The 24,806-nt window shown below is 64.5% G+C and carries 17 protein-coding genes, 2 tRNA genes and 3 rRNA genes; 2 read left to right on the top strand and 20 right to left on the bottom strand.

What is annotated here, in order from left to right:
- Positions 1 to 14 precede the first annotated feature (14 nt).
- The 3 genes from QOZ81_RS05865 to QOZ81_RS05855 form a co-directional block, all read right to left on the bottom strand.
- The gene (locus tag QOZ81_RS05865; RefSeq protein WP_291200193.1) at positions 15 to 1,814 is read right to left on the bottom strand and encodes an energy transducer TonB; all 1,800 of its coding nucleotides are present in this window, start codon (positions 1,812 to 1,814) and stop codon (positions 15 to 17) included.
- 88 nt (positions 1,815 to 1,902) lie between these two features.
- Positions 1,903 to 2,574: a hypothetical protein gene (locus QOZ81_RS05860; RefSeq protein WP_291200195.1), complete on the bottom strand. Its 672-nt coding sequence runs from the start codon at positions 2,572 to 2,574 to the stop codon at positions 1,903 to 1,905.
- Positions 2,571 to 3,983: a sigma-54-dependent transcriptional regulator gene (locus QOZ81_RS05855; protein ID WP_291200198.1), complete on the bottom strand. Its 1,413-nt coding sequence runs from the start codon at positions 3,981 to 3,983 to the stop codon at positions 2,571 to 2,573. Before QOZ81_RS05855 ends, QOZ81_RS05860 begins: the two co-directional genes overlap by 4 nt.
- Before the next feature lie 149 nt (positions 3,984 to 4,132).
- Between QOZ81_RS05855 and QOZ81_RS05850 the strand changes: the two genes are divergently transcribed.
- A complete protein-coding gene (locus QOZ81_RS05850) occupies positions 4,133 to 6,373 on the top strand; it encodes a ComEC/Rec2 family competence protein (RefSeq protein ID WP_291200201.1) in 2,241 nt (746 codons plus the stop codon).
- Here the strand turns inward: QOZ81_RS05850 and QOZ81_RS05845 are convergent.
- From QOZ81_RS05845 to QOZ81_RS05800, 10 genes are all read right to left on the bottom strand, one after another.
- Complete coding sequence (locus QOZ81_RS05845) at positions 6,348 to 6,929, bottom strand: phosphorylase family protein (protein WP_291200204.1); 582 nt, start codon at positions 6,927 to 6,929, stop codon at positions 6,348 to 6,350. The genes QOZ81_RS05850 and QOZ81_RS05845 overlap by 26 nt on opposite strands.
- Before the next feature lie 9 nt (positions 6,930 to 6,938).
- Entirely contained in the window at positions 6,939 to 7,796 is an 858-nt protein-coding gene (locus tag QOZ81_RS05840) for a DNA cytosine methyltransferase (RefSeq protein WP_291200206.1), read from the bottom strand.
- Positions 7,796 to 8,413: a hypothetical protein gene (locus tag QOZ81_RS05835; RefSeq protein ID WP_291200208.1), complete on the bottom strand. Its 618-nt coding sequence runs from the start codon at positions 8,411 to 8,413 to the stop codon at positions 7,796 to 7,798. The genes QOZ81_RS05840 and QOZ81_RS05835 overlap by 1 nt, the downstream gene beginning before the upstream one ends.
- The gene (ettA, locus tag QOZ81_RS05830) at positions 8,410 to 10,095 is read right to left on the bottom strand and encodes an energy-dependent translational throttle protein EttA (protein WP_291200211.1); all 1,686 of its coding nucleotides are present in this window, start codon (positions 10,093 to 10,095) and stop codon (positions 8,410 to 8,412) included. Before ettA ends, QOZ81_RS05835 begins: the two co-directional genes overlap by 4 nt.
- A 61-nt stretch (positions 10,096 to 10,156) precedes the next feature.
- Positions 10,157 to 12,874, bottom strand: a complete 2,718-nt coding sequence (ppdK, locus tag QOZ81_RS05825) for a pyruvate, phosphate dikinase (protein WP_291200214.1) — start codon at positions 12,872 to 12,874, stop codon at positions 10,157 to 10,159.
- A 115-nt stretch (positions 12,875 to 12,989) separates the two neighbouring features.
- Positions 12,990 to 13,105, bottom strand: a 5S ribosomal RNA gene (gene rrf / locus QOZ81_RS05820).
- A 79-nt stretch (positions 13,106 to 13,184) separates the two neighbouring features.
- Positions 13,185 to 16,121 (bottom strand): 23S ribosomal RNA (locus QOZ81_RS05815).
- A gap of 216 nt (positions 16,122 to 16,337) precedes the next feature.
- Positions 16,338 to 16,415 (bottom strand) — tRNA-Ile (locus QOZ81_RS05810).
- A 23-nt stretch (positions 16,416 to 16,438) separates the two neighbouring features.
- Positions 16,439 to 16,514, bottom strand: a tRNA-Ala gene (locus QOZ81_RS05805).
- A 117-nt stretch (positions 16,515 to 16,631) separates the two neighbouring features.
- Positions 16,632 to 18,171: ribosomal RNA gene (locus QOZ81_RS05800) — 16S ribosomal RNA — on the bottom strand.
- The 16S, 23S and 5S rRNA genes sit together here with 2 tRNA genes alongside, the layout of an rRNA operon.
- A 387-nt stretch (positions 18,172 to 18,558) precedes the next feature.
- Between QOZ81_RS05800 and trmFO the strand changes: the two genes are divergently transcribed.
- Positions 18,559 to 19,905, top strand: a complete 1,347-nt coding sequence (gene trmFO / locus QOZ81_RS05795; RefSeq protein ID WP_291200217.1) for a methylenetetrahydrofolate--tRNA-(uracil(54)-C(5))-methyltransferase (FADH(2)-oxidizing) TrmFO — start codon at positions 18,559 to 18,561, stop codon at positions 19,903 to 19,905.
- Here the strand turns inward: trmFO and QOZ81_RS05790 are convergent.
- From QOZ81_RS05790 to QOZ81_RS05760, 7 genes are read right to left on the bottom strand one after another with little or no spacing between them, the layout of a single operon-like run.
- Complete coding sequence (locus QOZ81_RS05790; RefSeq protein ID WP_291200220.1) at positions 19,893 to 20,801, bottom strand: flagellin N-terminal helical domain-containing protein; 909 nt, start codon at positions 20,799 to 20,801, stop codon at positions 19,893 to 19,895. The genes trmFO and QOZ81_RS05790 overlap by 13 nt on opposite strands.
- A 19-nt stretch (positions 20,802 to 20,820) precedes the next feature.
- Entirely contained in the window at positions 20,821 to 22,341 is a 1,521-nt protein-coding gene (gene flgK, locus QOZ81_RS05785; protein WP_291200223.1) for a flagellar hook-associated protein FlgK, read from the bottom strand.
- 2 nt (positions 22,342 to 22,343) lie between these two features.
- Positions 22,344 to 22,640: a hypothetical protein gene (locus tag QOZ81_RS05780; protein WP_291200226.1), complete on the bottom strand. Its 297-nt coding sequence runs from the start codon at positions 22,638 to 22,640 to the stop codon at positions 22,344 to 22,346.
- Positions 22,641 to 22,672: 32 nt separating this feature from the next.
- On the bottom strand, positions 22,673 to 22,987 hold the full coding sequence (locus QOZ81_RS05775; protein ID WP_291200229.1) for a hypothetical protein: 315 nt from the start codon (positions 22,985 to 22,987) through the stop codon (positions 22,673 to 22,675).
- 24 nt (positions 22,988 to 23,011) lie between these two features.
- Positions 23,012 to 23,314 (bottom strand): flagellar biosynthesis anti-sigma factor FlgM, encoded by a 303-nt coding sequence (gene flgM, locus QOZ81_RS05770; RefSeq protein ID WP_291200232.1) that lies wholly within the window; start codon positions 23,312 to 23,314, stop codon positions 23,012 to 23,014.
- Positions 23,315 to 23,356: 42 nt separating this feature from the next.
- Entirely contained in the window at positions 23,357 to 23,692 is a 336-nt protein-coding gene (locus QOZ81_RS05765; RefSeq protein ID WP_291200235.1) for a rod-binding protein, read from the bottom strand.
- Positions 23,689 to 24,798, bottom strand: a complete 1,110-nt coding sequence (locus QOZ81_RS05760) for a flagellar basal body P-ring protein FlgI (RefSeq protein WP_291200238.1) — start codon at positions 24,796 to 24,798, stop codon at positions 23,689 to 23,691. Before QOZ81_RS05760 ends, QOZ81_RS05765 begins: the two co-directional genes overlap by 4 nt.
- Positions 24,799 to 24,806: the final 8 nt, after the last annotated feature.

Raw genomic sequence — 24,806 nt, 5'->3', positions numbered from 1 at the left:
TACAGTGCCCTGGCTCAGCGGCGCTTTTGGAACTTGTAGGCGATCTCCGGAGTCCAGCCCTTGACCGGCTTGCCATCCCGGGTCGCCGGGCTGTAGGTGGACTTGTTGGCGGCATCGATGGCGGCCTCGTCGTAACCCCAGGCACCAGCCACGCCCTCGACCACGGAGACCTTGAGGGGCTGGCCCTGCTCACCCACGAAGACCTTCAGCCGGACCGTCCGGTCCTCATTGGCCTTGCCCATCTGGACCGCACGGAGCGGGAAGACCAGGGGGCCCTGGGTGATCACGCGGGCCGGCTCGTTGACGGGAGCCGCAGCCGGGGCGGCCTGCGCAGTGGCCGGCGTGGGAACGGACGATTTCGGTGCTTCCTGCATGGGCTGGGGCTTGGGGATCTCAGGGGCCGGCGGGGGCGGAAGGGCGGGCTTGGCTTCCGAGGCCCTCTTCTGCTCGGCCAGCCTCAGTTCGTTCTGCTTCTGCTCGGCCAGCCTCTGCTCAGCCGCCTTCTGCTGGCGTTCCAGCTCGAGCTTGCGCTCCTGCGCCTCCTCCAGCTGCTTCTGGATCCGGGCCTTGTCCTCGACGGACTTGGTCTCCGTCAGCTGCTTCTGGAGCTGGACGGTCTTGTCGGTCTCGGCCTTGGCCTTGGCATCGAGGTCGGACTTCTGCTGCTCGATCTGCACCTTGAGCAGCTGCAGTTCGGCCAGCTGCTTCTGCATGGCCGGATCCACCTTGGGCCGGCCGAAGAAGATGTAGCCCAGCCCCAGGATCACCACGGCCGCGAGTCCCCCGCCGATGAGCAGGGTGGAGTTCTTCTGACTGACCTTGGCCTCGTCGTGGCCGTCGATGTGCTCCACCCGGGTGGCGCCGCTCCGCAGCGTCTCGCCGGCCGCGGTGTAGGCCAGGTAGTTGTCGGTCTTCTCCACCTTCATGGCCGTGGCGTCCCGGTCGTTCTCCTCCCGGAACAGCGTGTGCATGAAGAAGGCCATGTTGAAGGTGGTCGGGCTGTACTCGCCGTCGTAGAGGACCCGCTCCAGCTCCACGCTGAAGGCCTCCACCGTGGCGAAGGGCTGGCGGCCCAGCAACAGCCGCCCGAGGAAGGCGCGGATCTCCGCCGGCAGGGGAGCATCTTCCTGGGCGGCCTTGAGGGTGGCCTGGTCCAGCACGCTTTGGAGGTCCCCGCCCACGGGAAGGCGCTCGAAGGTCAGCAGCTCATAGAGCACCGCGCCCAGGGCGAAGAGATCCTGCTGCAGTACATCGTTCTCCGGCCCCTGAAGGTAGGTGCCGAGCTTGTGCTTGGCGGCGGGGGCCTTGGCCAGCAGGCTCCGGGTCAGGGCGGCGTAGGGCGCATCCACGAGCTGCGTGGCGCCCTCGAAGCTCACCCACACGCTGTGGGGGCTGAGGACCCCATGGCTGACGCCCTTGGCCTGCATCTGCACGATGCCCTGGGCCACGCCCTGGATCACGGTCAGGGCGTGATCCACGCCGAAGGGGATCTGCTCCTGCCTGGCCTTGTCGATGAGCTGGGCGAGGCTCCGGCCCGGCACGTAGTCCCAGGCCACGTGCGGCGTCTTGCCACTCTCGATCCGGTAGCCCAGGCCGAAGATCCGGGCTCCGCCAAGAAGGGGAACCACCCGGCCCGCTTCCGCCAGGCGGGTGTTCATGCCGGCCTGGAACAGTTCCTCCGAGAAGGTCCGGACCAGCACGTGGCGGTCGAAGCCGTTGCCGGCGATGACGACCGCCCGGTGGATGGAACCGAGGGGATCGGAGGCCAGCTCCGATGCCAGCAGGTAGGACCCGAGGCGGGTGTAGGTACCCATATCCATCTCCAAAGGAATGCTTGGAAAGATAGCTCGAAAGTCGTGTTTCGCCTAGCGCCTTGCCCCCTTGGGCCAGGGGGACTTGTGATCAGGGTCCGGCCGGGATCTCCCACTGATCCCCCGCCGCCCGCCAGATCAGGATCCAGAGGTTGGCGGTGGCATGGACCCCATTGGAGAAAGCCAGCTGCATCTGGGCGAAGGGGAGGGACAGGTCATCCCAGGGCCCGATGCGCCGGCCCGAGCCTTCGTCGAAGTGGTCCCGCAGGCGCCGGTTCCGTTCCAGCTTGGTGTCCAGCAGCCGGCGCAGGGCCGGGCCGGGCTCCAGGCTGCCCTTGGCCGCCCAGTAGGGTTCCTGGGTCACCAGCAGGTGGGCCTGGTGCTCATCCGCATAGGCCTCGAAGCTCTCCCGGAGTGGGCTCATCCCCACCACGGCGGAAGGATCCGTGAGCAGCTGGACCTGGTGGGCCAGGACGCCCAGGTCGCGGACGATCTCCTCGGGGCGGCGGTGCTCCTCGCTCAGGCGCAGGATGGTGCGGAACTGGGCCTCCACCTGCTCCACCGTGGGGGGCTGGTCGTTCGCCACCCCGCGGGCGCCCTCCAGCAGAGCCTGGGGGTGGGCCCGCAGCAGGACCGCCATGCGGTGCGGCACCAGCCGGATGGCTTTGGCCGTCTGGGCCTCGTGGACCTTGGGGGACCAGGACCACAGTGGACCGCAGCCCAGCAGCCAGGCGCAGAGCAGTGGAAGGGATCGATGCCTCACGGGGTCTCCCGGGCCAGGGCGGACTCCGCCTCGCCCATGGGATCCATGGGGATGCCCAGGGCCCGCAGGCGGTGCAGGAGGGTGGTCCGGCGCATGCCCAGGCGGCGGGCGGTCTCACTCTTGTTCCAGCCGGTGGCCTGGAGCGATTCCAGGATCAGGTGCCGCTCGAGATCCTCCAGGAAGCGGCCCAGGTCCTGGTTCTGGGGCAGCCTCGGGAAGGCCACGGAGGGTAGCACGCCGGCGATGGAGGCGGGCAGGTCCTGCAGCAGCAGCCGCTCGGGATCAGAACCCAGCGCCATGGCCCGCTCCACGGCATTCTCCAGCTCGCGGACGTTGCCGGGCCAACCGTAGGCCTCCAGCGCCTGGAGGGCCGCCGGTTCCACCTGCTTCAGGGGCAGGCCCAGCTCCTTCGAGAACTTCCGCGCGAAGTGGGCCACCAGGACGGGGATGTCCTGGGGATGCTCCCGCAGCGGATGCAGGTGGATGGGGATCACGTTCAGCCGGTAGAACAGGTCCTCGCGGAAGCGCTTCTGCTCCACCAGGCTGCCCAGGTCCTCGTTGGTGGCCGCCAGCAGCCGGAAGTCCGACTTCTGGGTGCGGGTGGAGCCCAGGGGCGTGAACTCCCGCTCCTGGATGACCCGCAGCAGCTTCACCTGGAGGCTCATGGGCATGGTGCCGATCTCGTCGAGGAAGAGGGTGCCACCCTCTGCCTGCTGGAACCGGCCGGGCCGGTCCGTGCGGGCGTCCGTGTAGGCGCCACGCACGTGGCCGAACAGCTCGTCCTCGAGCAGGTTCTCCGGGATGGCGCCGCAGTGGATGGGGACGAAGGGCCCGTTCGCCCGGGGGCTCCACTGGTGGATGGCCTTGGCGGCCAGTTCCTTGCCGGTCCCTGACGGGCCTGTGATGAGGACCGTGGACGGCGAAGGCGCCACGCGCCGCAGGAGCGTCTGGAGGTTCTGCCAGACATCCGAGCGGCCCACCATCTGGGGGCCGGGCACCTGCCCGTGGATCTGCTCCCGCAGGCGCTTGTTCTCCTGGTTGAGCTGCGATTTCTCGATGGCGCGGAGCAGGGTGTGCTCCAGTTCCTCGGCCCGGAAGGGTTTGGGCACGTAGTCGTAGATGCCCATCTTCACGGCCTGGAGGGCCGTCTCCACGGAGGTGGAGCCCGACAGCACCACCACCACCGTGTCCGGCTTGGCCACGGCCTGGCGGGCCAGCTCGAGGCCGCTGAGGTCCGGCAGCATGAGATCCACCACGGCCAGGTCGAAGTGCTCGCCCCGCAAGAACTGCGCGCCGCGCAGGCCGGAGCCGGTGCCCACCACCTCGTGGCCATGCCGGGACAACAGCGTGCCCACCACCTCGAGGATGGTCGGATCATCGTCCACCAGCAGGGCCCGGGCGGGGTTCATAGCCTTCAGAGTCCCCAGGCCAAGGGCCCCTGTCAAGGTTTGGACAGGCTCGTTAGACTGTCCGCATGCTTTCCAGATCCGGCTTATGGCAGCGATTGTCCGGAGCCTCGCTCTGGCCCCTGGCCTGGGCCTTGGCAGCGGCCTGCACCATGCCCTGGCTGCTCCCGGAACGGTGGGATGGCCGAGTACCCACCGGCTGGCTCGTGGCTGGCGCATTGATCTGGCTGGCCTCCCTGCCCCTGGCCCGGACCCGCCGCTGGGTGGTGGTCCCCCTGGCCCTGGGATTGGCTGGATTCACGGGCCTGGGCCTGGCCCGCAAAGCCCGGTGGGAGACCGCGCTGCCGGTGGGCTTCCAGGCTCTGGAAGGGCGCATCTCCGCCCCCTGGACCCTCCAGGGCGAGCGGCTGCGCAGCCAGATCGACCTGACTGCCCCGGAGTCCATGAGTGGCCTCAGCGTGCCCTTGACGATCCCGGGCGAGGGCGAGCAGGCTCCCCCCGACCCCGGCACGCCCGTGCGGCTCCGGGCCGAAGTCCGACCCGTGCAGCCAGCACCGGTCTTCCTGGCTGAACGGCCCCTCTGGCGGGCCCGCAGCGACGCCTCGCCCCGCCGCATCCACCTGGCTTCCTCGCAGCTGATGGAGACCACCGGGCCCGCCCGGCCCTCCCTGCTCCTGCGGCTGCAGGTCTTCGCCCTCCGCCGCTTCGAGGCCCTGCCCCTCGGCCCCACGGCCAAGGACCTCTGGGGCGCCCTCGCCCTGGGCATCCCGCCGGCGGAGGAGGCCCATTTCAGTGTCTTCGCCGAAAGCGGCACCATCCACATCCTGGTGGTCTCGGGCCTGCAGGTGACCCTGGTCATGGCCGCCATCGAGGCCCTGCTGTGCCGGCTGCGGCTGCGGGGCGCCGGTGCAGGGGCCATCGCGGCAGGGTTGCTGTATTCGGCGCTGGTGGGCTTCTCGGCCCCGGTGTGGCGCGGCCTCTTCATGGGCGTGGCCTGGGCCATCGGCCGCAGCAGCGGCTGGAAGCTGCCCCCCGTGGCCGGCCTGCACGGCGCCCTCCTGCTCTGGCTGCTGGGACATCCCGCCGCGGGGGCGGAGCCTGGCTTCCTCCTGGCCTGGTGGGCCCTGCTGGGCCTGCTCTGGGGGGCGGAGCCCCTGGCGGGCCTGTTGTCGCCGCTGCTGGGCCGGCTGGCCCTGCCCTTCGCCCGGCTGGCGGCGCCCTGGCTGTCCACGATGCCCCTGCTGGCGCTGCTCCATGGCGGCGCGCCCTGGTGGGGCATCCTTGCCAACCTGCTGGTGCTGCCCCTGGTGGCCTTCCTCACGCCGGTCTGCCTGGCGCTGATCCTGGTGCCCCTGCCCGGCCTCACGGAGGGTGCGGGGGCGGTGCTGACCTGGATGGGCGATCGCCTCGTGCCCGCCCTCACCGGCATCGCGCCCCTGGCCACGGGCATCCTCTGGCCCTGGCTGCTGCTGACCCTGGGCTGGCTGGCCCTGGCCCACCTCCAGGGTCGGCTCAAGCGCACCCGCGCCCTGACCCTCGGACTCGTCGGGCTCTCTGCAGGACTCCTGGCCTTCCGCGGGACGGGGCGCGCCCCGGACACGCTCTCGCTGGAATCCGTGGACATCGGCCAGGGTGATGCCCTGCTGCTCCGCGTCCCCGGCGGCGAGGCGACCCTCATTGACACGGGGCCGGGCCCCTGGACCGGGCGCCGCCTGGCGCGCGTGCTGAGCCGGCGCGGCGTGCGCGAGCCCCTGCACCTGGTGCTCACCCACGCCCACGGTGATCATGCCGGCGGCTGGGCCACCCTGGCGCGACTCTGGCCCATCGCCACCACCTCGGTGCCCGTCACCTCCGGGGAGGAGGATCCCTGGACGGTCTATGTCCCCTCCGCGGCGGTGAACCCCACCGGGCTGCTGCGGGGCGATGCCTGGACCCGGGGGGCGGCGGCCTTCAGCGTGCGCTGGCCCATCGGCGCCTTCGCCCTGCCGGATGCCAACATGGTCTCCGCCGTGCTGCGCGTGACTTGGCGCGACCGTGAGCTGTGGCTCATGGGCGATGCCCTGGCTGTCCAGGAGCGCGACCTGCTGGATCTCGCTGATCCAGGTCCCTTCGCCCACCGCCTGCTGAAAGCCGGCCACCACGGCAGCCGCAACGCCACGGATCCGGCCTGGGTGGCGGCCCTGAAACCGGAAGTGGTCATCATTCCGGCCGGGCTCCGCAACCGCTTCGAGCATCCGCATCCCGAAACGCTGGAGACAATCCGGCGGCAGGGCCTGACCCCCTGGGTGACGGGGCCTGTCTGCGGCGTCCGCGTCGCGGCGGTGGATGGGGGCTGGCGCATCGAGACCGGCGAGGGCCTCCAGGCCTTCACGTCTCTTCGAAAAAACCCGTAGCCTTGAGCCGCTCCACCAACCGGCGGCTGCCTTCCGCATGGTTGGCCGTCCACTGGGCCTGGGCCTCGGGGCCCACGTCGTTCACCACCACCAGGGCCGCGCCACAGGGCACCCCCGCCAGCCGGCAGGCCTCGAACACCCCCGTGAGTTCCAGATGTTCCACGGGGCCCAGCGAGGCGAGCTGGGCGGCGCCCTCCGCGGTGCAGGTGATGGCCGGAGGCACCACGACGGCATGTCCGGGCAAGGCACCAGAAAGGGAGGCCGCCCATCGGCGCCGCTCGATGCCCGGCCGGTAGGCCCCTCCGCGGAGCTCCTCCAGGGAGGTGGCGATGGCCTCCGTGGCCCACAGGCACTCGAAGAGGGGCAGCCGCGAATCATAGCGACCGCAGGTGCCCAGAAAGACCACCGCCTCGGGCCAGCGGTCCAGCACCAGGGCCGAAGTCGCCGCCGCCGCGCTGACCGCGCCGACGCCCACCGTGGCCACCTCCCAACCGGGCGGCGTGGCTTCCGCGAGGGGGCCCAGTTCCGGAGCGAAGGCGGACAGCAGGAGGCGCATGGCCTGATTCTACAGATGATCCAAGGCCCAGGCTGCCACGGGGATCGAAAGGCTGTTGCCCAGCAGCCGGTAGTGGGCCTCGAGGGAGAGCGCCTCGGGGAACCGGAACCCCTCCGGCAGGCCCAGCAATCGCGCCACCTCCGAGGGGGAGAAGCGGCGCACGCCACGCTCCGTCTTCAGGAAGGAGCCGCTGCCCACGAAGCGTCGTCCATAGCCCCCGATGAAGCAGGCGCTGCGCAGGTCGCTCGCCTCGACCAGATCCAGTCCCTGGTGGTGCCGGGTATCCGTCGAGGCGCGGAGGTACAGCCCCTCGTCCTCTACCGCATCCAGGAACTCCGCGATGGGGCGGGGCTGGAGCTGCGGTTGCGGCAGCGCCTTCAAGGGCTTCCGCGAGGCCACGATGAACGCGCGGGGCCGCTGGTTGGGCAGACCAAAGCGGCTGGGACAGGCCAGCAGATCCAGCTGATGCATGCCATGCGAGTGGATGCGCTCAGACAGCAGTGCGTGGGCATCCGAGCCCAGGAAGCCCTCCACGTTTTCGAGCACCAGGCGCTCAGGTGGTGCCTGGCGGTAGATCTCCATGAGGTGGAGGAAGGCTCCGGAGCGTCGATCCTCCAAGCCCCGGTGGTTGCCCATGCGGCAGAAGGGCTGGCAGGGCGGGCTCATGAGCCAGGTGTCCGCGCGGTGGTCCGCCACCTCCGCCAGGGGTACGGTGGCCAGTTCACGGGCCTTCGGGGCATCCCCATGGTTGAGCGCATAGGTGGCGTTGGCCGCCTCGCTGACATCGTAGGCCGCCAGGATCCCGCCCTGATCCCCGAGGGCGCAGCGCCAGCCCCCCAGGCCCGAGAACAGCTCCAGGGCGCGCATCACCCGCAGCCGCCGCAGCCCCCTCCGCAGGCGGCCGATGCCAGGGTGGTGCCCTTGCCCATGGTGCGCCCCTCCAGGAACAGCCCCACCGCCATCACCAGGCCGACCGAGGCATCGGCCCAGGGGAACCAACGACCCAGGAGGCTGGCCGCCAGTAGCAGGGCCGCCAGCGCGGACAGGGTGCGGGCCCGATCGGCGTCCAGGGCCAGGGCCGGGTGGAGACCCGCTAGAGGAATCTTCGAACGCCACAGGAAAGCCAGACAGCCCACGGCCAGGATCGCCAGGCCCAGGGGCAGCACGCCAGCCTGGGGTGCGCGCTCGCCCAGCAGCGCCGAGATGGAGGCCATGCCCATCCCCAGGGCCAGGAGGCGCAGGAGGAAGCTGACGCTCTTGAGCGTGAGGCGCTCCCGTTCCAACCCGCTGTTCCCGAGGCCAGCCCGGACGCGCTGGCGCAGGCTCAGGGCTGGCGGCACCTGCAGGAGGCAGGCGGCGCCGAAACCCCAGAGCGCCACGGAGCCTTCGGCCACGCCCAGCCACGCAGCGGCACACCCCAGGATGAAGCCGCCCAGGGCCGTCAGGAGCGTGAGCCCAGAGGCCCTGGAAGCGGAAGCCGTCATCGCGTCAGCTTGCGGTACTTGATGCGGTGCGGGTCGAAGGGCTTCAGGCCCAGCACGTCCTTGCGGTACTCCTCGTACTGGCTGTAGTTGCCGTCGAAGAACTGCACCTGGGAATCGCCCTCTAAGGCCAGGATGTGGGTGGCCAGGCGATCCAGGAACCAACGGTCATGGCTCACCAGCACCGCGCTGCCCGCGAAGGATTCGATGGCCTCCTCCAGGGCCCGCATGGTGTTCACATCCAGGTCGTTGGTGGGTTCGTCAAAGAACAGCAGGTTGGCTTCGCTCTTCAGGGTGAGCGCGAGGTTGAGGCGATTCTGCTGGCCGCCACTCAGTTCGGAGATCTTTTTCTGCTGGGAATCGCCGCTGAAGCCGAAGCGGCTCAGCCAGGCCCGGGCGTTGATGAGCTTGCCGCCCAGCTCGATCTGCTCGTAGCCGCCCGAGACCGCCTCGAACACGTTCTTGTCGGGGTTGAGGTTGGCGCGCAGCTGGTCCACGTAGGCCATGCGCACGGTCTCGCCGAGGCGGATGGCGCCCGCATCGGGCTGCTCCTGGCCCGTCAGCAGACGCAGCAGCGTGGACTTGCCGGCGCCATTGGGGCCGATGACGCCCAGGATGCCGGCGCGCGGAATGGCGAAGCTCAGGTTCTCGAAGAGCACCTTGTCGCCATAGGCCTTGGAGACGCCATTCAGCTCAGCCACGAGATCGCCCAGGCGCGGGCCGCTGGGGATGTAGATCTCCAACTCCTGCTCCTTCTGGCGGCCTTCCTCGCCGGCGAGGCGCTCGTAGTTGGCGATGCGGTCCTTGCTCTTGGCATGCTGGCCCTTGGGCGACATGCGGATCCACTCCAGCTCGCGCTCCAGGGTCTTCTGGCGCTTCTGGTCGGACTTCTCCTCGCGGGCCAAGCGGCCCTGCTTCTGCTCGAGCCAGCTGGAGTAGTTGCCCTTCCAGGGGATGCCCTCACCGCGGTCGAGTTCGAGGATCCATTCGGCCACGTGGTCCAGGAAGTAGCGGTCATGCGTGACGGCGATGACCGTGCCCGCATAGTCCTGCAGGTGCTTCTCCAGCCAGGCCACGGTCTCGGCATCGAGGTGGTTGGTGGGCTCGTCCAGCAGCAGGATGTCGGGCTTCTGCAGCAGCAGGCGGCATAGCGCCACACGGCGGCTCTCGCCGCCGGACAGTACGCTGATCTTGGTGTCGGGATCGGGGCAGCGCAGGGCGTCCATGGCCTGCTCCAGCCGGGAGTCGAGATCCCAGCAGTCGTGGGCGTCGATCTTCTCCTGCAGCTCGCCCTGCTTGGCCAGCAGCACGTCCATGTCGGCGTCAGGATCAGCGAACTGGTCGCTGATGGCGTTGTAGTCCTTCAGCCAGCCCACCTGCTCAGCGGCACCTTCCTCCACGATCTCGCGCACGGTCTTGCCGGGATCGAGCTGAGGTTCCTGGTCCAGGATCCCGGTGGTGTAGCCCTTGCTGAGCACCGCCTCGCCGTTGAAGTCGTGGTCCACGCCCGCCATGATGCGCAGCACGGTGCTCTTGCCGGATCCGTTGAGGCCCAGCACGCCGATCTTGGCGCCGTAGAAATAACTGAGGGAGATGTCCTTGATGACGGGCTTGTTGTTGTAGATCTTGCTGACCCGCATCATCGAATAGATGATCTCGGGCTGGTCGCTGACGGTCTTGGCCATGGGGCATCCGACAAAAAGGCCGCGCGGGGCGCGGCCTTTCCAGAATAGCCGATCGGATGCCCTATTGCTCCAGGGCCGCCTGGGCCGCCGCCAAAGTGGCGATGGGCACGCGATAGGGACTGCAGCTCACGTAATCGAGGCCCACGCGATGGAAGAAGCCCACGCTGCGGGGATCGCCCCCGTGCTCGCCGCAGACACCCAGCTTGATGCCGGGACGGGTGGCGCGGCCCTTCTCGCAGGAGATGCGGACCAGCTCGCCGATGCCTTCCTGATCCAGGCTCTGGAAGGGATCATCCTCCAGGATCTTCTTCCCGACGTATTCCGGAAGGAAGCTGCCTGCGTCGTCTCGGCTGAACCCAAAGCCCATCTGGGTGAGATCGTTGGTGCCGAAGCTGAAGAACTCGGCCTCCGCGGCGATCTTGTCCGAGGTGATGGCCGCCCGGGGGATCTCGATCATGGTGCCGATGGGACAGGCGAACTGGGTGCCGCGCTCCTTGTTCACCTGGGCGATCTCATCCAGCATCTCGGTCTTGGTGTAGGCCAGCTCCCGCACGGTGCCGATGAGGGGCACCATGATCTCAGGCACGGCCGTGACCCCCTTGGCGGCCACGTTCAGCGCCGCCTCGGCGATGGCCCGCACCTGCATGCGAATGATCTCGGGGAAGGTGATGCCCAGACGGCAGCCCCGGTGGCCCATCATGGGGTTGAACTCGTGCAGCTGCGCCACGCGGCGTTCCACGGTGCCGAGATCCACGCCCAGCACCTCGGCCATCTCCTTCTGGCCCGGCTCGTCCTGGGGCAGGAACTCGTGGAGGGGCGGATCCAGCAGGCGGATGTTCACGGGCAGGCCGTTCATGGCCGTGAAGATGCCCTCAAAGTCCTCGCGCTGCATGGGCAGCAGCTTGGCGAGGGCACGCCGGCGCCCTTCGATGTCGTGGGCGAGGATCATCTCCCGCACCGCGATGATGCGGTCCCCTTCGAAGAACATGTGCTCGGTCCGGCACAGGCCGATGCCCTCGGCCCCGAAGGCGCGGGCCACCGCCGCATCGTGGGGCGTGTCCGCGTTGGTGCGCACCTTCAGGCGCTTGGCCGCGTGGCTCCAGGCCATGATCTTGGCGAAGCGCTGGTAGAGCTCGCTGTCCTCGGCCTTCAGGCGGCCATCGACCAGGACCTGGTTGACCTCCGAGGGATGGGCGCTGAGCTTGCCGACGAACACCTCGCCGGTGGAGCCGTCCATGGAGATCCAGTCCTGACCTGCCTTCAGCTCCTTGTCGCCGACTTTCACGACGCCCCGGGCCAGATCGATCTGGACGGCAGAAGCGCCGCAGACGCAGGGCTTGCCCATGCCACGGGCCACGACGGCGGCGTGGCTGGTCATGCCGCCACGAGCGGTGAGGATCCCCTGGGAGGCCACCATGCCCGAGATGTCCTCGGGGCTCGTCTCCACGCGCACCAGCACCACGGGGCCTTCCTGGGCCATCTTCTCGGCCTGCTCGGCGGTCAGCGCGATGAGGCCGGTGGCCGCGCCCGGTCCGGCATTCAGCCCCTTGGTGAGCAGCTTCCCCTCCTTGCGCAGGCGGTCCTTCTCCCGGGGATCGAAGACCGGGGCGAGCAGTTGGGAGAGGCTGTCGGCATCGATGCGCTTGAGGGCGGTCTGGCTGTCGATGAGCCCCTCGTCCACCAGGTCGATGGCAATGCGGATGCCCGCCATGGCGGTGCGCTTGCCGTTGCGGGTCTGGAGCAGAAAGAGCTTGCCGCGCTCGATGGTGAACTCGATGTCCTGCATGTCCTTGAAGTGGGTCTCCAGGCGCTGGCAGGTGGCATCCAGCTCTTTGAAGGAGACCGGCATGACCTCCTCCAGGCTCTTCAGGCCCGTGCCCTCGGCCTGGGATCGCGTGATGGGCTGGGGCGTGCGGATGCCCGCCACCACGTCCTCTCCCTGGGCGTTGATGAGATACTCGCCGTAGAACAGCCGCTCACCGGTGGAGGGGTCACGGGTGAAGGCGACGCCCGTTCCGCAGTCCTCCCCCATGTTCCCGAAGACCATGCTCTGGACGTTGACGCCGGTTCCCCAGTCATCGGGGATCCGATGGAGGCGGCGGTAGGTGATGGCGCGTCCGGTGTTCCAGCTCTCGAAGACGGCGCGGATGGCGCCCCAAAGCTGGTCCATGGGTTCCTGTGGAAACGGATGGCCCGTCTCCTCGAAAACGATGTCCTTGAAGGCGGAAACGAGCCCCTTCCAGTCCTCCGCGCCCAGATCCGTGTCCAGGTGCTTGTCGAGCCGCTCCTTGGCGCGCTCCAGTTCCGCTTCGAAGAGCGCATGCTCGACCCCAAGCACCACGTTGCTGTACATCGTGATGAAGCGGCGGTAGGAATCCCAGGCGAAGCGCGGGTTGCCACTGGCCTTCTCGAGGGCCAGCACGGTTTTGTCGTTGAGTCCGAGGTTCAGGACGGTGTCCATCATGCCGGGCATCGACACGCGCGCTCCGGAGCGCACGGAGAGCAGCAGCGGGTTCTCGGTGGACCCGAAACCACACCCTCGCACACCTTCCAGCCAGCGCAGGGCGTCCATGACTTCCGCCTTCAGGCCATCCACCAGCTGCCGGCCATTGGTGTAGTAGGCGTTGCACTGCTCCGTGGTCAGCGTGAATCCTGGCGGGACGGGGATGCCGAGGCCGGCCATCTCGGCCAGGTTGCAGCCTTTCCCGCCGAGCAGGTTGCGCATGGATGCGCTTCCCTCGTTGCGGTTACCCCCGAAGGTGTAAACACCCTTGCCCATTCATGCCTCCATGCGGTAGCTCCAGTGTATCCGGCGGGAAACGCAAAAAACCCCGCAGATGCGGGGGTTCGGTACGCAAAAACGGGTCACCTTGTGGGGTGACCCGTTCGTTTTAACGTCGCAGCGACCTACTTTTCCACGCATGTGATGCGCAGTATCATCGGCCCTCCAGGTCTTAACGGCCGTGTTCGGGATGGGAACGGGTGTGACCCCTGGGGAAAAGCCACGACGAAGGGTTAGAAGGCGAGAAGGGTTTAAGGCGAAGCTCTGTAGAGCGTTCGTGGGTATGTCGAATGTTATTGATTGATGAAAGGTCAAGTCAGTGGACCGATTAGTATCGCTCAGCTTAAGCCGTTACCGGCCTTACACATGCGACCTATCAACGTGGTGGTCTTCCACGGGTCTCATAGGGAGATCTCATCTTGAGGGGTGTTTCGCGCTTAGATGCTTTCAGCGCTTCTCACTTCCCGACATAGCTACCCAGCATTGCACCTGGAGGCACAACTGGAACACCAGAGGTCAGTCCATCCCGGTCCTCTCGTACTAAGGACAGGTCCTCTCAAATCTCCTGCGCCCACACTAGATAGGGACCGAACTGTCTCGCGACGTTCTGAACCCAACTCACGTACCACTATTGATCGGCGAACAGCCGAACCCTTGGGACCTGCTTCAGCCCCAGGATGTGATGAGTCGACATCGAGGTGCCAAACCTTGCCGTCGATATGAACTCTTGGGCAAGATCAGCCTGTTATCCCCGGCGTACCTTTTATCCGTTGAGCGATGGCCCTTCCATTCGGGACCACCGGATCACTATAACCTGCTTTCGCACCTGCTCGTCGTGTCTGACTCGCAGTCAAGCTCCCTTATACTATTGCGCTCTGCGGCTGATTTCCAAACAGCCTGAGGGAACCTTCGTACGCCTCCGTTACGCTTTAGGAGGCGACCGCCCCAGTCAAACTACCCGCCTGACATTGTCTTCCACCCGGATCACGGGTGCGAGTTAGAGATCAGCGTTAAACAGGGTGGTATCTCAAGGGTGACTCCACCGACCCTAACGAGCCAGTTTCATAGTCTCCCACCTATCCTGCACAGTCCAACGCCAACCTCAATGTCAAGGTGTAGTAAAGGTGCACGGGGTCTTTCCGTCTAAGTGCGGGTAACCGGCATCTTCACCGGTGCTACAAGTTCGCTGAGTCTCTGCTGGAGACAGTTTCCAGATCGTTACGCCATTCGTGCAGGTCGGAACTTACCCGACAAGGAATTTCGCTACCTTAGGACCGTTATAGTTACGGCCGCCGTTCACCGGGGCTTAAATTCGTAGCTTCGCTTGCGCTGACCACTCCTCTTGACCTTCCGGCACCGGGCAGGCGTCAGCCCCTATACCTCCTCTTTGGAGTTTGCAGAGACCTGTGTTTTTGTTAAACAGTCGCCTGGAACATTTATGTGCCACCACCTCGGGCTATGAACCCTACCGTGGTACCCCTTCTCCCGAAGTTACGGGGTTAATTTGCCGAGTTCCTTCAGCAGAGTTCTCTCAAACGCCTGAGGATTCTCTCCTCGACTACCTGTGTCGGTTTGCGGTACGGACACAAGCACCTCTCCTTAGCAGCTTTTCTCGGCAGTGTAGGATCAGGACTTTTCGTCAGAAACCTTGAGCTCATGGCGCCCGGACTTCCCTAAGCACCACCCTTGGATCCTTTCGCAGAACATTCCATAGCTCTGCGTCCCTACCTTCCTGCGTCCCTGCATCGTACAAACGAGATGCTCATGGTGCTGGAATATTAACCAGCCTTCCATCGCCTACGCCTTTCGGCCTCGGCTTAGGGTCCGACTAACCCAACGCGGATTGACCTTGCGTTGGAAACCTTAGTCTTACGGCGGACGGGGTTCTCGCCCGTCTTTACGCTACTTATGCCGACAGAGTCTCTTCCCATGTCTCCAGCTGTCCTTACGGTCAACCTTCACAGACGTAGGGAATGCTCCCCTACCACTTACGTTCGCAGCTTCGGTAACATGCTTTAGCCCCGTTGAATTGTCGGCACAGACCCGCTTGACCAGTGAGCTATTACGCTTTCTTTAAAGGATAGCTGCTTCTAAGCTAACCTCCTGGCTGTCTAAGCACATCCACATCCTTTTCCACTTAGCATGTATTTTGGGACCTTAGCTGGCGATCTGGGTTCTTTCCCTCTCGACTACGGATCTTATCACCCGCAGTCTGACTGCCGGACTTCACGGCGTGCCATTCGAAGATTGGTTGGATTCAGTAAGCTGGTAAGCCCCCTAGTCCATTCAGGTCTCTACCTGCACGACGAAACATCCGACGCTAGCCCTAAAGCTATTTCGGGGAGAACGAGCTATCACGGAATTTGATTGGCCTTTCACCCCTATCCTCAACTCATCCAAGCGGTTTTCAACCCACACTGGTTCGGACCTCCAATAGGTTTCACCCTACCTTCATCCTGGTCAAGGATAGATCATCCCGTTTCGCGTCTATTTCCAGCGACTGGTCGCCCTATTCAGACTCGGTTTCCCTACGGCACCGCCTCATCGGCTTCGCCTCGCCACTGAAAATAACTAGCCGGCTCATTATGCAAAAGGCACGCGGTTCCCCTGGTAAACCATAGGGGTTCCACTGCTTGTAGATTGACGGTTTCAGGTTCTATTTCACTCCCCTCATCGGGGTTCTTTTCGCCTTTCCCTCACGGTACTGGTTCACTATCGGTCAGATGAACATATTTAGCCTTACCGCATGGTCGCGGCAAATTCTGTCAAGGTTTCTCGTGCCCCGACATACTTGGGAACACCACTCAGAGTCCTCGTAGCTTTCGCATAAGGGGCTATCACCCTGTATCGCCGGCCTTTCCATGCCGTTCCGCTAACTAGAGGTTTTGTAACTCTGTGCCAGGGGGCAGCCCTGACCTGTAGGTCCCACGACCCCCCATACGCAACGCCTGCCGCTTACACGTATGAGGTTTGGGCTCTTCCGGTTTCGCTCGCCGCTACTACCGGAATCACTGTTGTTTTCTGTTCCTGTGGGTACTGAGATGGTTCACTTCCCCACGTTCGCTTCCCGAAGCCTATGAATTCAGCTTCGGGATGACTGAGCTTTCACCCAGACGGGTTTCCCCATTCGGACATTCCCGGATCACCGTTCGCGTGCAACTCCCCGAGACTTTTCGCAGCTTACCACGTCCTTCATCGCTGTCATCTGCCAAGGCATCCACCGTCAACCCTTTGTAACTTGGCCTTCCATCAATGAATAACATTGACTTCAGACCCACGAGAGTATTTCGATTTCGCTAAACTTGCCTCGCCTTAAGCCCACAGCGTCACTTCAACGCCATGGATCACCCTTCTCTATTCCTTCTATTTAAATGTCAAACAACTCTGCCTTTCGGCCACCGACCCTTGAATCGGTCTTGAGCTGGATTCAAACCTCGAAAGGTCTCAACTCAACTCAAATTGGTGGGCCTAGGTGGATTCGAACCACCGACCTCACGCTTATCAGGCGTGCGCTCTAACCAGACTGAGCTATAGGCCCGTGTTCCTTGCTCCATTCGGCGCTGGTGGACCCGACCGGGTTCGAACCGACGACCTCCTGGATGCAAACCAGGCGCTCTCCCAGCTGAGCTACGGGCCCAGTTACAGACGCCCAAACACGCTCGTCAAAGATTGCACGAGCGTCTTTAAAAACCGGATAGATATTGCGATCGGAAGCGTTGACCTATCGTCATCTCATTGAGACGACTCTCCTTAGAAAGGAGGTGATCCAGCCACAGGTTCTCCTACAGCTACCTTGTTACGACTTCACCCCAATCACCAAGTTCACCATTGAGACCTAGCCCCCTTGCGGGTTACCACAGCCTCTTCAAGTGCTCCCGGCTTTCGTGATGTGACGGGCGGTGTGTACAAGGCCCGGGAACGTATTCACCGTATCATTCTGATACACGATTACTAGCGATTCCACCTTCATGTAGTCGAGTTGCAGACTACAATCCGAACTGAGGACGACTTTCTCCGATTAGCTCCATCTCGCGACTTTGCAACGGTTTGTATCGCCCATTGTAGCACGTGTGTAGCCCTGGACATAAGGGCCATGAGGACTTGACATCATCCCCACCTTCCTCCCGGTTAACCCGGGCAGTCCCCGTAGAGTTCCCGCCATGACGCGCTGGCAACTACGGGTAAGGGTTGCGCTCGTTGCGGGACTTAACCCAACATCTCACGACACGAGCTGACGACAGCCATGCAGCACCTCTGCAGCAGTTCTTGCGAAAAGGCACATCTCTGCACCGGTCCACTGCAGTTCAAGCCCAGGTAAGGTTCTTCGCGTTGCGTCGAATTAAACCACATGCTCCACCGCTTGTGCGGGCCCCCGTCAATTCCTTTGAGTTTCAGCCTTGCGACCGTACTCCCCAGGCGGAACACTTAACGCGTTAGCTCCGGCACGGAAGGGGTCAACTCCCTCCACACCAAGTGTTCATCGTTTACAGCGTGGACTACCAGGGTATCTAATCCTGTTTGCTACCCACACTTTCGCGCCTCAGCGTCAGTTACTGTCCAGGTGGCCGCCTTCGCCACTGGTGTTCCTCCTCATCTCTACGCATTTCACCGCTACACGAGGAATTCCACCACCCTCTCCAGTACTCTAGCCTTCCAGTCTCAGATGCAGTTCCCAAGTTAAGCTCGGGGATTACACATCTGACTTAAAAAACCGCCTACGCGCCCTTTACGCCCAATAATTCCGAATAACGCTTGCCCCCTCTGTATTACCGCGGCTGCTGGCACAGAGTTAGCCGGGGCTTCCTCTCCAGGTACCGTCAAATGAAAGCGCTATTAACGCCCCCACCTTCGTCCCTGACGACAGGGTTTTACAGTCCGAAGACCTTCATCACCCACGCGGCGTTGCTGCGTCAGACTTTCGTCCATTGCGCAAAATTCCCCACTGCTGCCTCCCGTAGGAGTCTGGACCGTGTCTCAGTTCCAGTGTGGCCGATCACCCTCTCAGGCCGGCTACTGATCGTCGCCTTGGTGGGCCATTACCCCGCCAACTAGCTAATCAGACGCAGGATCCTCTCCTTGCCCCAGGCCTTTCGGTCCCCAGGTTTCACCATGGTCATCCCAGACCACGGTCTCATGCGGTATTACCACTCCTTTCGGAGCGTTATTCCCCACAAAGAGGTAGATTCCCCACGCGTTACTCACCCGTCTGCCATGCACCTTGCGGCACATCCGACTTGCATGTGTTAGGCACGCCGCCAGCGTTCATTCTGAGCCAGGATCAAACTCTCAAGTTTCATTCTGAACTCTCATCCCAAATCCTTAGACTTGGAAAAAATGCTCTGGTCGAAAAATTGTTCTGAATTCTGATCGACATCCTTAGACGCCAACCAAAACCCTCAAAGGCTTCCTATCTTCTATCCGGTTTTCAAAGACGCTCGCCATGCTCTCCGCATGACTCGGAACAGCCTCTCAGCCATCCTCGCACCCCACAGCCTCAACTGCGCAGGACATTCAGACTAACACCAACCGCCCCTAGTTCAAGAGAAAATTTACTCCGCAGTGCTCCCGCCCCAGCGGAATGGCCTATGCAGGCTTGGCTTAGGGCCCGCCAAGGTCAGCGGAGGCACGGTCCGCCGGGGAACTCGGCACATGCCGTAGAATCAGCCGCCTGGGGGGAAGCCTTGATCCACATCATCGGTGCAGGATTGGCTGGGTCCGAGGCCGCCTGGCAACTGGCTTCCCGCGGTCATTCCGTTCAGATCACGGAAATGCGGCCGCAATGGACCACGCCGGCACACACGACCGATCGGGCAGCGGAGATGGTCTGCTCGAACTCGTTCAAGAGCGACGATCCGAACTCCGCCACCGGAATTCTGAAGGCGGAGATGCATCGGATGGATTCCCTGATCCTGCGCTGCGCCGAAGCCACGCGCGTGCCGGCCGGCAACAGCCTCGCCGTGGATCGGGATCTGTTCTCCTCCGCAGTGACCGAGACGCTGAAGAATCATCCGAACATCGCGTGGGTGGAGGCTCAGGTCTCGGTTCCCAACCTTCGTCATCCGACCATCCTCGCCACCGGCCCCCTGACCTCAGACCCCTTGGCTGAATGGCTCGCCAGGATCACCGGAAGCGGATGCCTGCATTTCTACGATGCCATCGCCCCCATCGTCGAACGGGACAGCATCGACATGGAGATCGCCTGGAAGGCCTCCCGGTATGACAAGGGTGGTGCTGACTTCATCAATTGTCCCCTTGATCAGCTGCAGTACGATGCCTTCCTGGATGCCCTGCTCTCAGCTGAACGGGTTCCCCTGCACGAGGTGGATACGCCCTACTTCGAGGCCTGCCTGCCCATCGAGGTCATGGCGGACCGCGGGCGGGAGACCCTCCGCCACGGCCCCATGAAACCCGTGGGTCTGGACAACCCGAGGACCGGGCGCTGGCCCCATGCCATCGTCCAATTGCGGCAGGACACGCTGGCCGGAGAGCACTTCAACCTGGTCGGATTCCAGACCCGTCTGAAGTGGGGCGCGCAGAAGGAGGTCTTCAGGCTCATTCCGGGACTGGCCCATGCGGAGTTCGCGCGCTTCGGCAGCATCCACCGCAATACCTACCTCCAGGCGCCATCCCTTCTGGATGCGACACTCGCTGTCAAGCCGGTTCCAAACCTGTGGGTGGCGGGGCAGCTCGCCGGCGTGGAGGGCTACCTGGAATCCGCGGCGGCCGGGCTGGCCGCCGCCCACTTCGTGGATCGCGCGACCCGCGGCGAGGCACCTCTGCCCTTCCCCCGTGACACGGTCCTGGGCAGCCTCCTTCACTACCTGGCCCATTCCTCCAGCAAGGATTTCGGCCCGACCAACGCGATGCTGGGGTTGCTGCCGGCCATTCCAGAGGATGCCTTGGACGTGCGCGGCCTGAAACGGGCGGGCGGACTCCGGGCCGTCAAGGCCGCCAAAGGCGAGGTCCATCGCAAGAGGGCCCTCACCTCCCTGGAGAGGCACCTCGGCAGCCTGGGTCAGGTCAGGTAATCGAAGAGGTTCACCTTGTTCGCTTTGGCCATGGTGCTCAAGGTCGCCGACTGCATCGTCTCATCAGCCGTGACTTCGGTCATCACCTTCGGATAGTCGGTCGCCTCCTGGGCGGACTGCAGACCCTCGAGGGTGGCGTTGAAATTGGCATACGTATCCTTGAGATTCGTAAGCCCCGCCTGACGGCCCCCGAGATCGGCCTGCGCCTTGTTCAGGTTGGCGAGAATGAGGTTCAGGTTTGCGGAAACCGTCTTCACCGCAGCCGGATTGTTGGCAGTGAAGGCAGCCTTGAGGTCGGTGATGGCCTGGAAGATGTCTGTGCTGGAACCCAGGCCCCCTGCACCGAAGAAGACAGAGTCACCCGGGATGTTCGTGCTGACCTGGTTGGGATTGGTGGCATTCGCATCCAAGTTCACCTTGATCTGGCCGGAATTCCCCTGGTAGGTGATCTGTGAGGTGGGGTCGTTGGGGTTGGCCAGCACGAAGGGCTTGGTGTCCGTCGCAGTGCCGGCGAACAGGTACTTCCCCTGGGATTGGGCATTCGCCATGGAGAGCAGGTTGGAGCGGATGGCATCCAACTCCGAGATCGACGCCGTCGACCCACCGACCGCCAGTTCCTGAAGCCTCATGGTCGCTTCGATGGCCGATGCCACGTTGTTCTCGGATGGCGTCAGGTAGGAGAGCGCCGCATCGGCCTGTTTGATGAACTGGGTATTCACCTGGATGGAGTTGTTGAAGTCCAGGATCGCGGCGGAGGCGGTGGGATCGTCGCCGGGGCCGGTGATGCGGCTACCGGTGGTGATCCGGGTCTGATTCTGAGCCAGCCGCTCCTGGGTGCGCTGGAGGTCCATCAGGCTCTGACGCTGCTGGGTTGTACTGGCGGTTCGGAAGGACATGGGTCACCTGCTTCCTGGGTTATCGGCCGAACTGGTTCACCAATTGATCCGTGAGCTGGTTGATGACGCTGATGAAGCGCGCCGAGGCCTGGTAGCCCCTCTGGAGCGTCATCATGCTCGAAGCCTCTTCGTCGAGGTTCACCCCCGAGAGGCTGTCACGCTGATTCTGGAGAGCCGTCAGCAGGTTCTGCTGAGCCGTGGTCTGAGTGTCGTAGAGCTGGACCTTGTTTCCCACGTCGCTGATCAGGTTCCCGACCACGTTGCTGTAGGTGGTACCCGAGTCCCCGACTCCATTGCCATCCAGGTCGACCGTGCCCGCTGCCGTCTGCAGGGCGGCCATGGCCAGGGCGTTGGCGTTGTCGCCCTTCGCCCCGCCCGCGCCGGCCGCGGCAATCAGCGAGGAATCCATCACGATGTTCGGATCGATGGCGAGGTTGCTCACCATGCCCTTGTAGTTGCCGGTGAAGTCGACCCCCGTGGGAAGCCCCGGATTGTTGGCGTTGGCGGGATTGCCGACGAAGAAATAGTTGTTGAAGGCCAGCGGCGGGTGGGGTGGCGCCGAAGCCGCGTTGGTGACGCCGTCCGCGGCGTAACCGGTCCGGTGCAGCTGGTTCACGCCCTGCACGATGCCCGCGGCCAGCTGATCCAGCTGCCGCTGGAAGCCAGGCAGGAGGTTGTCGCGCAGGTCGAGCTTCGCCCCCAGCTGGCCATCCTTGATGCCTGAGGTGACATCCAGAGGGGGGACTCCCACATCCAGCAAGACACTCGATTTTCCGTCCAGGGCTCCACCGGGGGCGGTCTTTAGCTGGTACGAACTCGTCCCGCTGACCAGCACACCCGTACCGGAATCCAGGGTGATCTGGTATTCCCCCTTGGCACCCTCGAAGACATTGATGCCGACCAGCGCCGAAAGCTTGTCCGTCAGGGCCTTCCTTTGGTCCCGCGCATCGTTGTTGGCGCCCGGAACGGTCTCGGTCATGATGCGCTGGTTCAAGCTGGCGATCTGATCGGTCAGCGTGTTCACTTCGGTCACCAGGCTTCCCACGGCCTGATCGGCATTGTTCCGCTGGTCCTCCAGCAGCTGGTACCGGGTCTTCAAGGCGGAAACCAGCCCCTGCGCCTTGTTGACCAGATTGGTCCGGAGGGCAGCGCTCTCCGGCTGGGCCGACAGGTCCTGGAATCCCTGGAAGAAGGCCTGAACCTGGGCCCCGATCCCGGAGGTGCCGGTATCGACGAGGCTGGTGGAGATCGCGTTCAGGCCCGCGAACCGCTCGGAGGCACCGGATTGTTTGGCGGTTTCCCGATAGATCTGGAGGTCCAGGAACCGATCGCGAACGCCCTGAATCGAAGTCAGGGAGACCCCGGTGCCGAAATAGAGCTGCCCTTCGGTGAGCGAGAGGTTGGAGGAAAGATCGGCCCGCTGCCGGGTGTACCCGGGAGTGTTCACGTTCGCGATGTTCTGGCCGACGACGCCCAGCGCGGCCTGCTGGGCCTGGAGGCCGGAAAGCCCAAGGTAGAGGCTGGCATTCAATCCGGGCATGGCTAGACCTTTCCGTGCAACCGCTGGACGCGGACCGGGGCCTCCGCGGGGAATCCCCCCCGTCCGTACACGGGCGCGTCGGACATCTCGGAGAAGGCCGCCCGCAGAGGAGACTGGAGCCCCATGATCAAGGTCTGGATGGCGATGATCCGCTGCTTCAGGGTGCGGGCGGCCATGGCGTCCTCGGGCCATCCCACCAGTTCCGACCAGCGGATTCCGGACAGGAGGGCGGCCGGATCCTCACCCTCGATCAATCGTGTCTCGAGCGCGTCCAGGAGTTCGGGCACGGCATGCAGCATGGAAGACCTCCGTAGCCCTCTTCCGGCAAGCCTCAGGCCAAGAGGTCCACATGTGGCCCGGCACCCTCTGCCGGGAGATCTCCGCCACCCTCCTCCGGGAGTTCCTCCGTGGCCCCGGTGGCGTGCCCCCGCCCCCCGTTCCGCTCCTGGGCGCCCTGTTCTGTCAGCTTCAGGACATCTGTCTCCGCCACGTCCGACACATCGAGCATGGCCTCGGCAAGCTTGGCGTCGAAGGCCTGACGGCGAGCCTGCTCCCGCTGCACCTGGAGTCCGCCCTCCATGGCCTGCCGGACCGTCTCGACCGCGGCGGTCTGGAGGATCTGGCGCTGTCCAAGTGGACTGATCATGCCCTCACGACAAGGGCCTGGGGGTCAGGACTGGCGTCCTTTCGCCATGTGCTCCTTGATGAGCCCCTCGGCCACGGCCTCTCCATCGGGGTTGTAGGCATCGGCATCCAACCGGACCTTGATGGCTTCCACCTTCTCCATCCGGATGTCGGGGACGACGGCCAAGGCCTCCTGGGCCACGGCCACAAGCCGAGCCTCTGAAGACACTTGGACGGCATCCGAACCAGAAACCGAAGTGACGGGAGCTGAAGCAGGGGCGCCGGACGTCTTGGGTCCGGTCGCGCTCTGGGTGCTTCCGACACCGCTCGGTTTGCCACTGATGCGCATGATTACCTCGACAAGGTTCTATCGGCAGTTTGCCAAGAACCTTCAATCCACTGGGAGTTCTTTTTCATGCGCGGTTTTTTCTTGCCGGGTCCAGCTGGCCTTCAACCGCTCGGCCAGACCCCACCCATGGCCCGTGGACACGGCCTGGTCCACCACCGCCTGGTCCATCAGGTACTCGTAGGTGGACCGCGACTGCCCGGATTCCCCGAACAGCCCCGAGGGCTGCACCGTCTTCCGCATGGTCTGGAAGAGGAGGCTCATCAGCAGTCCCTCGAACTGGCGGGCCGCCTTGTCCGTGCGCTCGGTCTGGTCAGGCAGGGCCTTGGCGCCCTGGGCCTGGGTAACCGAATCGATGGATGGCAGGCCCTGGACGATCACAGCACCCTCAGTTCGGCCTGGAGGGCGCCCGCCTCCTTGATCGCCTGGAGGATGGCCACCATGTCCCGGGGACTCACGCCCATGCCGTTCAGCATCTCGGCCAGCTTGCCCACGCTGACGCCCGGTTCGACGGTCACTGTCTTGGGCTTTTCCTCCACGGCCGTCACGTCCTTCTTGGTGGCCTGGACGGTCTTGCCCTGGCTGAAGGGGGCCGGCTGGCTCACCAGCGGCGTCGAAGACACCACGATGCTCAGGCCACCCTGCACGATGCTCACGGCCCCGATCCGCACTTCCGAACCGAGGATCACGGTGCCCGTGCGCTCGTTCACCACCACCCGCGCCTTGGGCTGCAGCTGGATGTTCAGGTTCTCGAGCCTAGCCACCAGCTCCACGGCGCGCCCCTGGAACTCCTTCGGGATCTTCAATTCCACCGTGCGGGCATCGAGCGGCTGGGCGAGCTTCTCCCCCAACTCCTCGTTGATGGCATGCACCACACGGATGGCGGTGGTGAAGTCCTCTTCCACGAGGCTGTACCGCAGCGTGGGGCGTGCGTTGAAGTCACCCCCCACTTCGCGCTCGATGATGCCCCCGTCCGGTACGCGGCCCACGGTGGGGTGGTTCTTGGTGACCGAGGCTCCCCCGGCCGAGGCGCTGAAGCCGCCCACCAGCAGGGGACCCTGCGCCACGGCGTAGGTCTGCCCATCGGGCCCCTGCATGGCGGTCATCAGCAGGGTCCCACCAGCCAACGACTTGGCGTCACCGGTGCTCGAAACCGTCACATCCAGACGCGACCCGGACCGGGCGAAGGGGGGCAGTTCCGCCGTCACCATGACCGCCGCCACATTCTTCACCTTGATCGTGGTCGGATTGACCGTCAGTCCCTGGCGGGACATGAGGTTGGCCAGGGACTGGACCGTGAACTTGGTCTGGTCCTTGTCGCCAGTGCCATCCAGGCCCACGACCATGCCGTAGCCCAGGAGCTGGTTGCCCCGGACGCCCTGGAGCCGGGCCACGTCCCGGAGCTTGGACTCGACCTTCTTTTCGGTCTTGGCGACATCCGCCCCGAAGAGGGCCAGGCATGCGAGGAAGAGGACGACGATGCGCATGGAAGCTC

Source organism: Geothrix sp. (genome assembly GCF_030219325.1).
In the GTDB taxonomy this organism is placed as follows: Bacteria; Acidobacteriota; Holophagae; order Holophagales; family Holophagaceae; genus Geothrix.
This window is presented reverse-complemented; position numbering and strand designations above follow the sequence as displayed.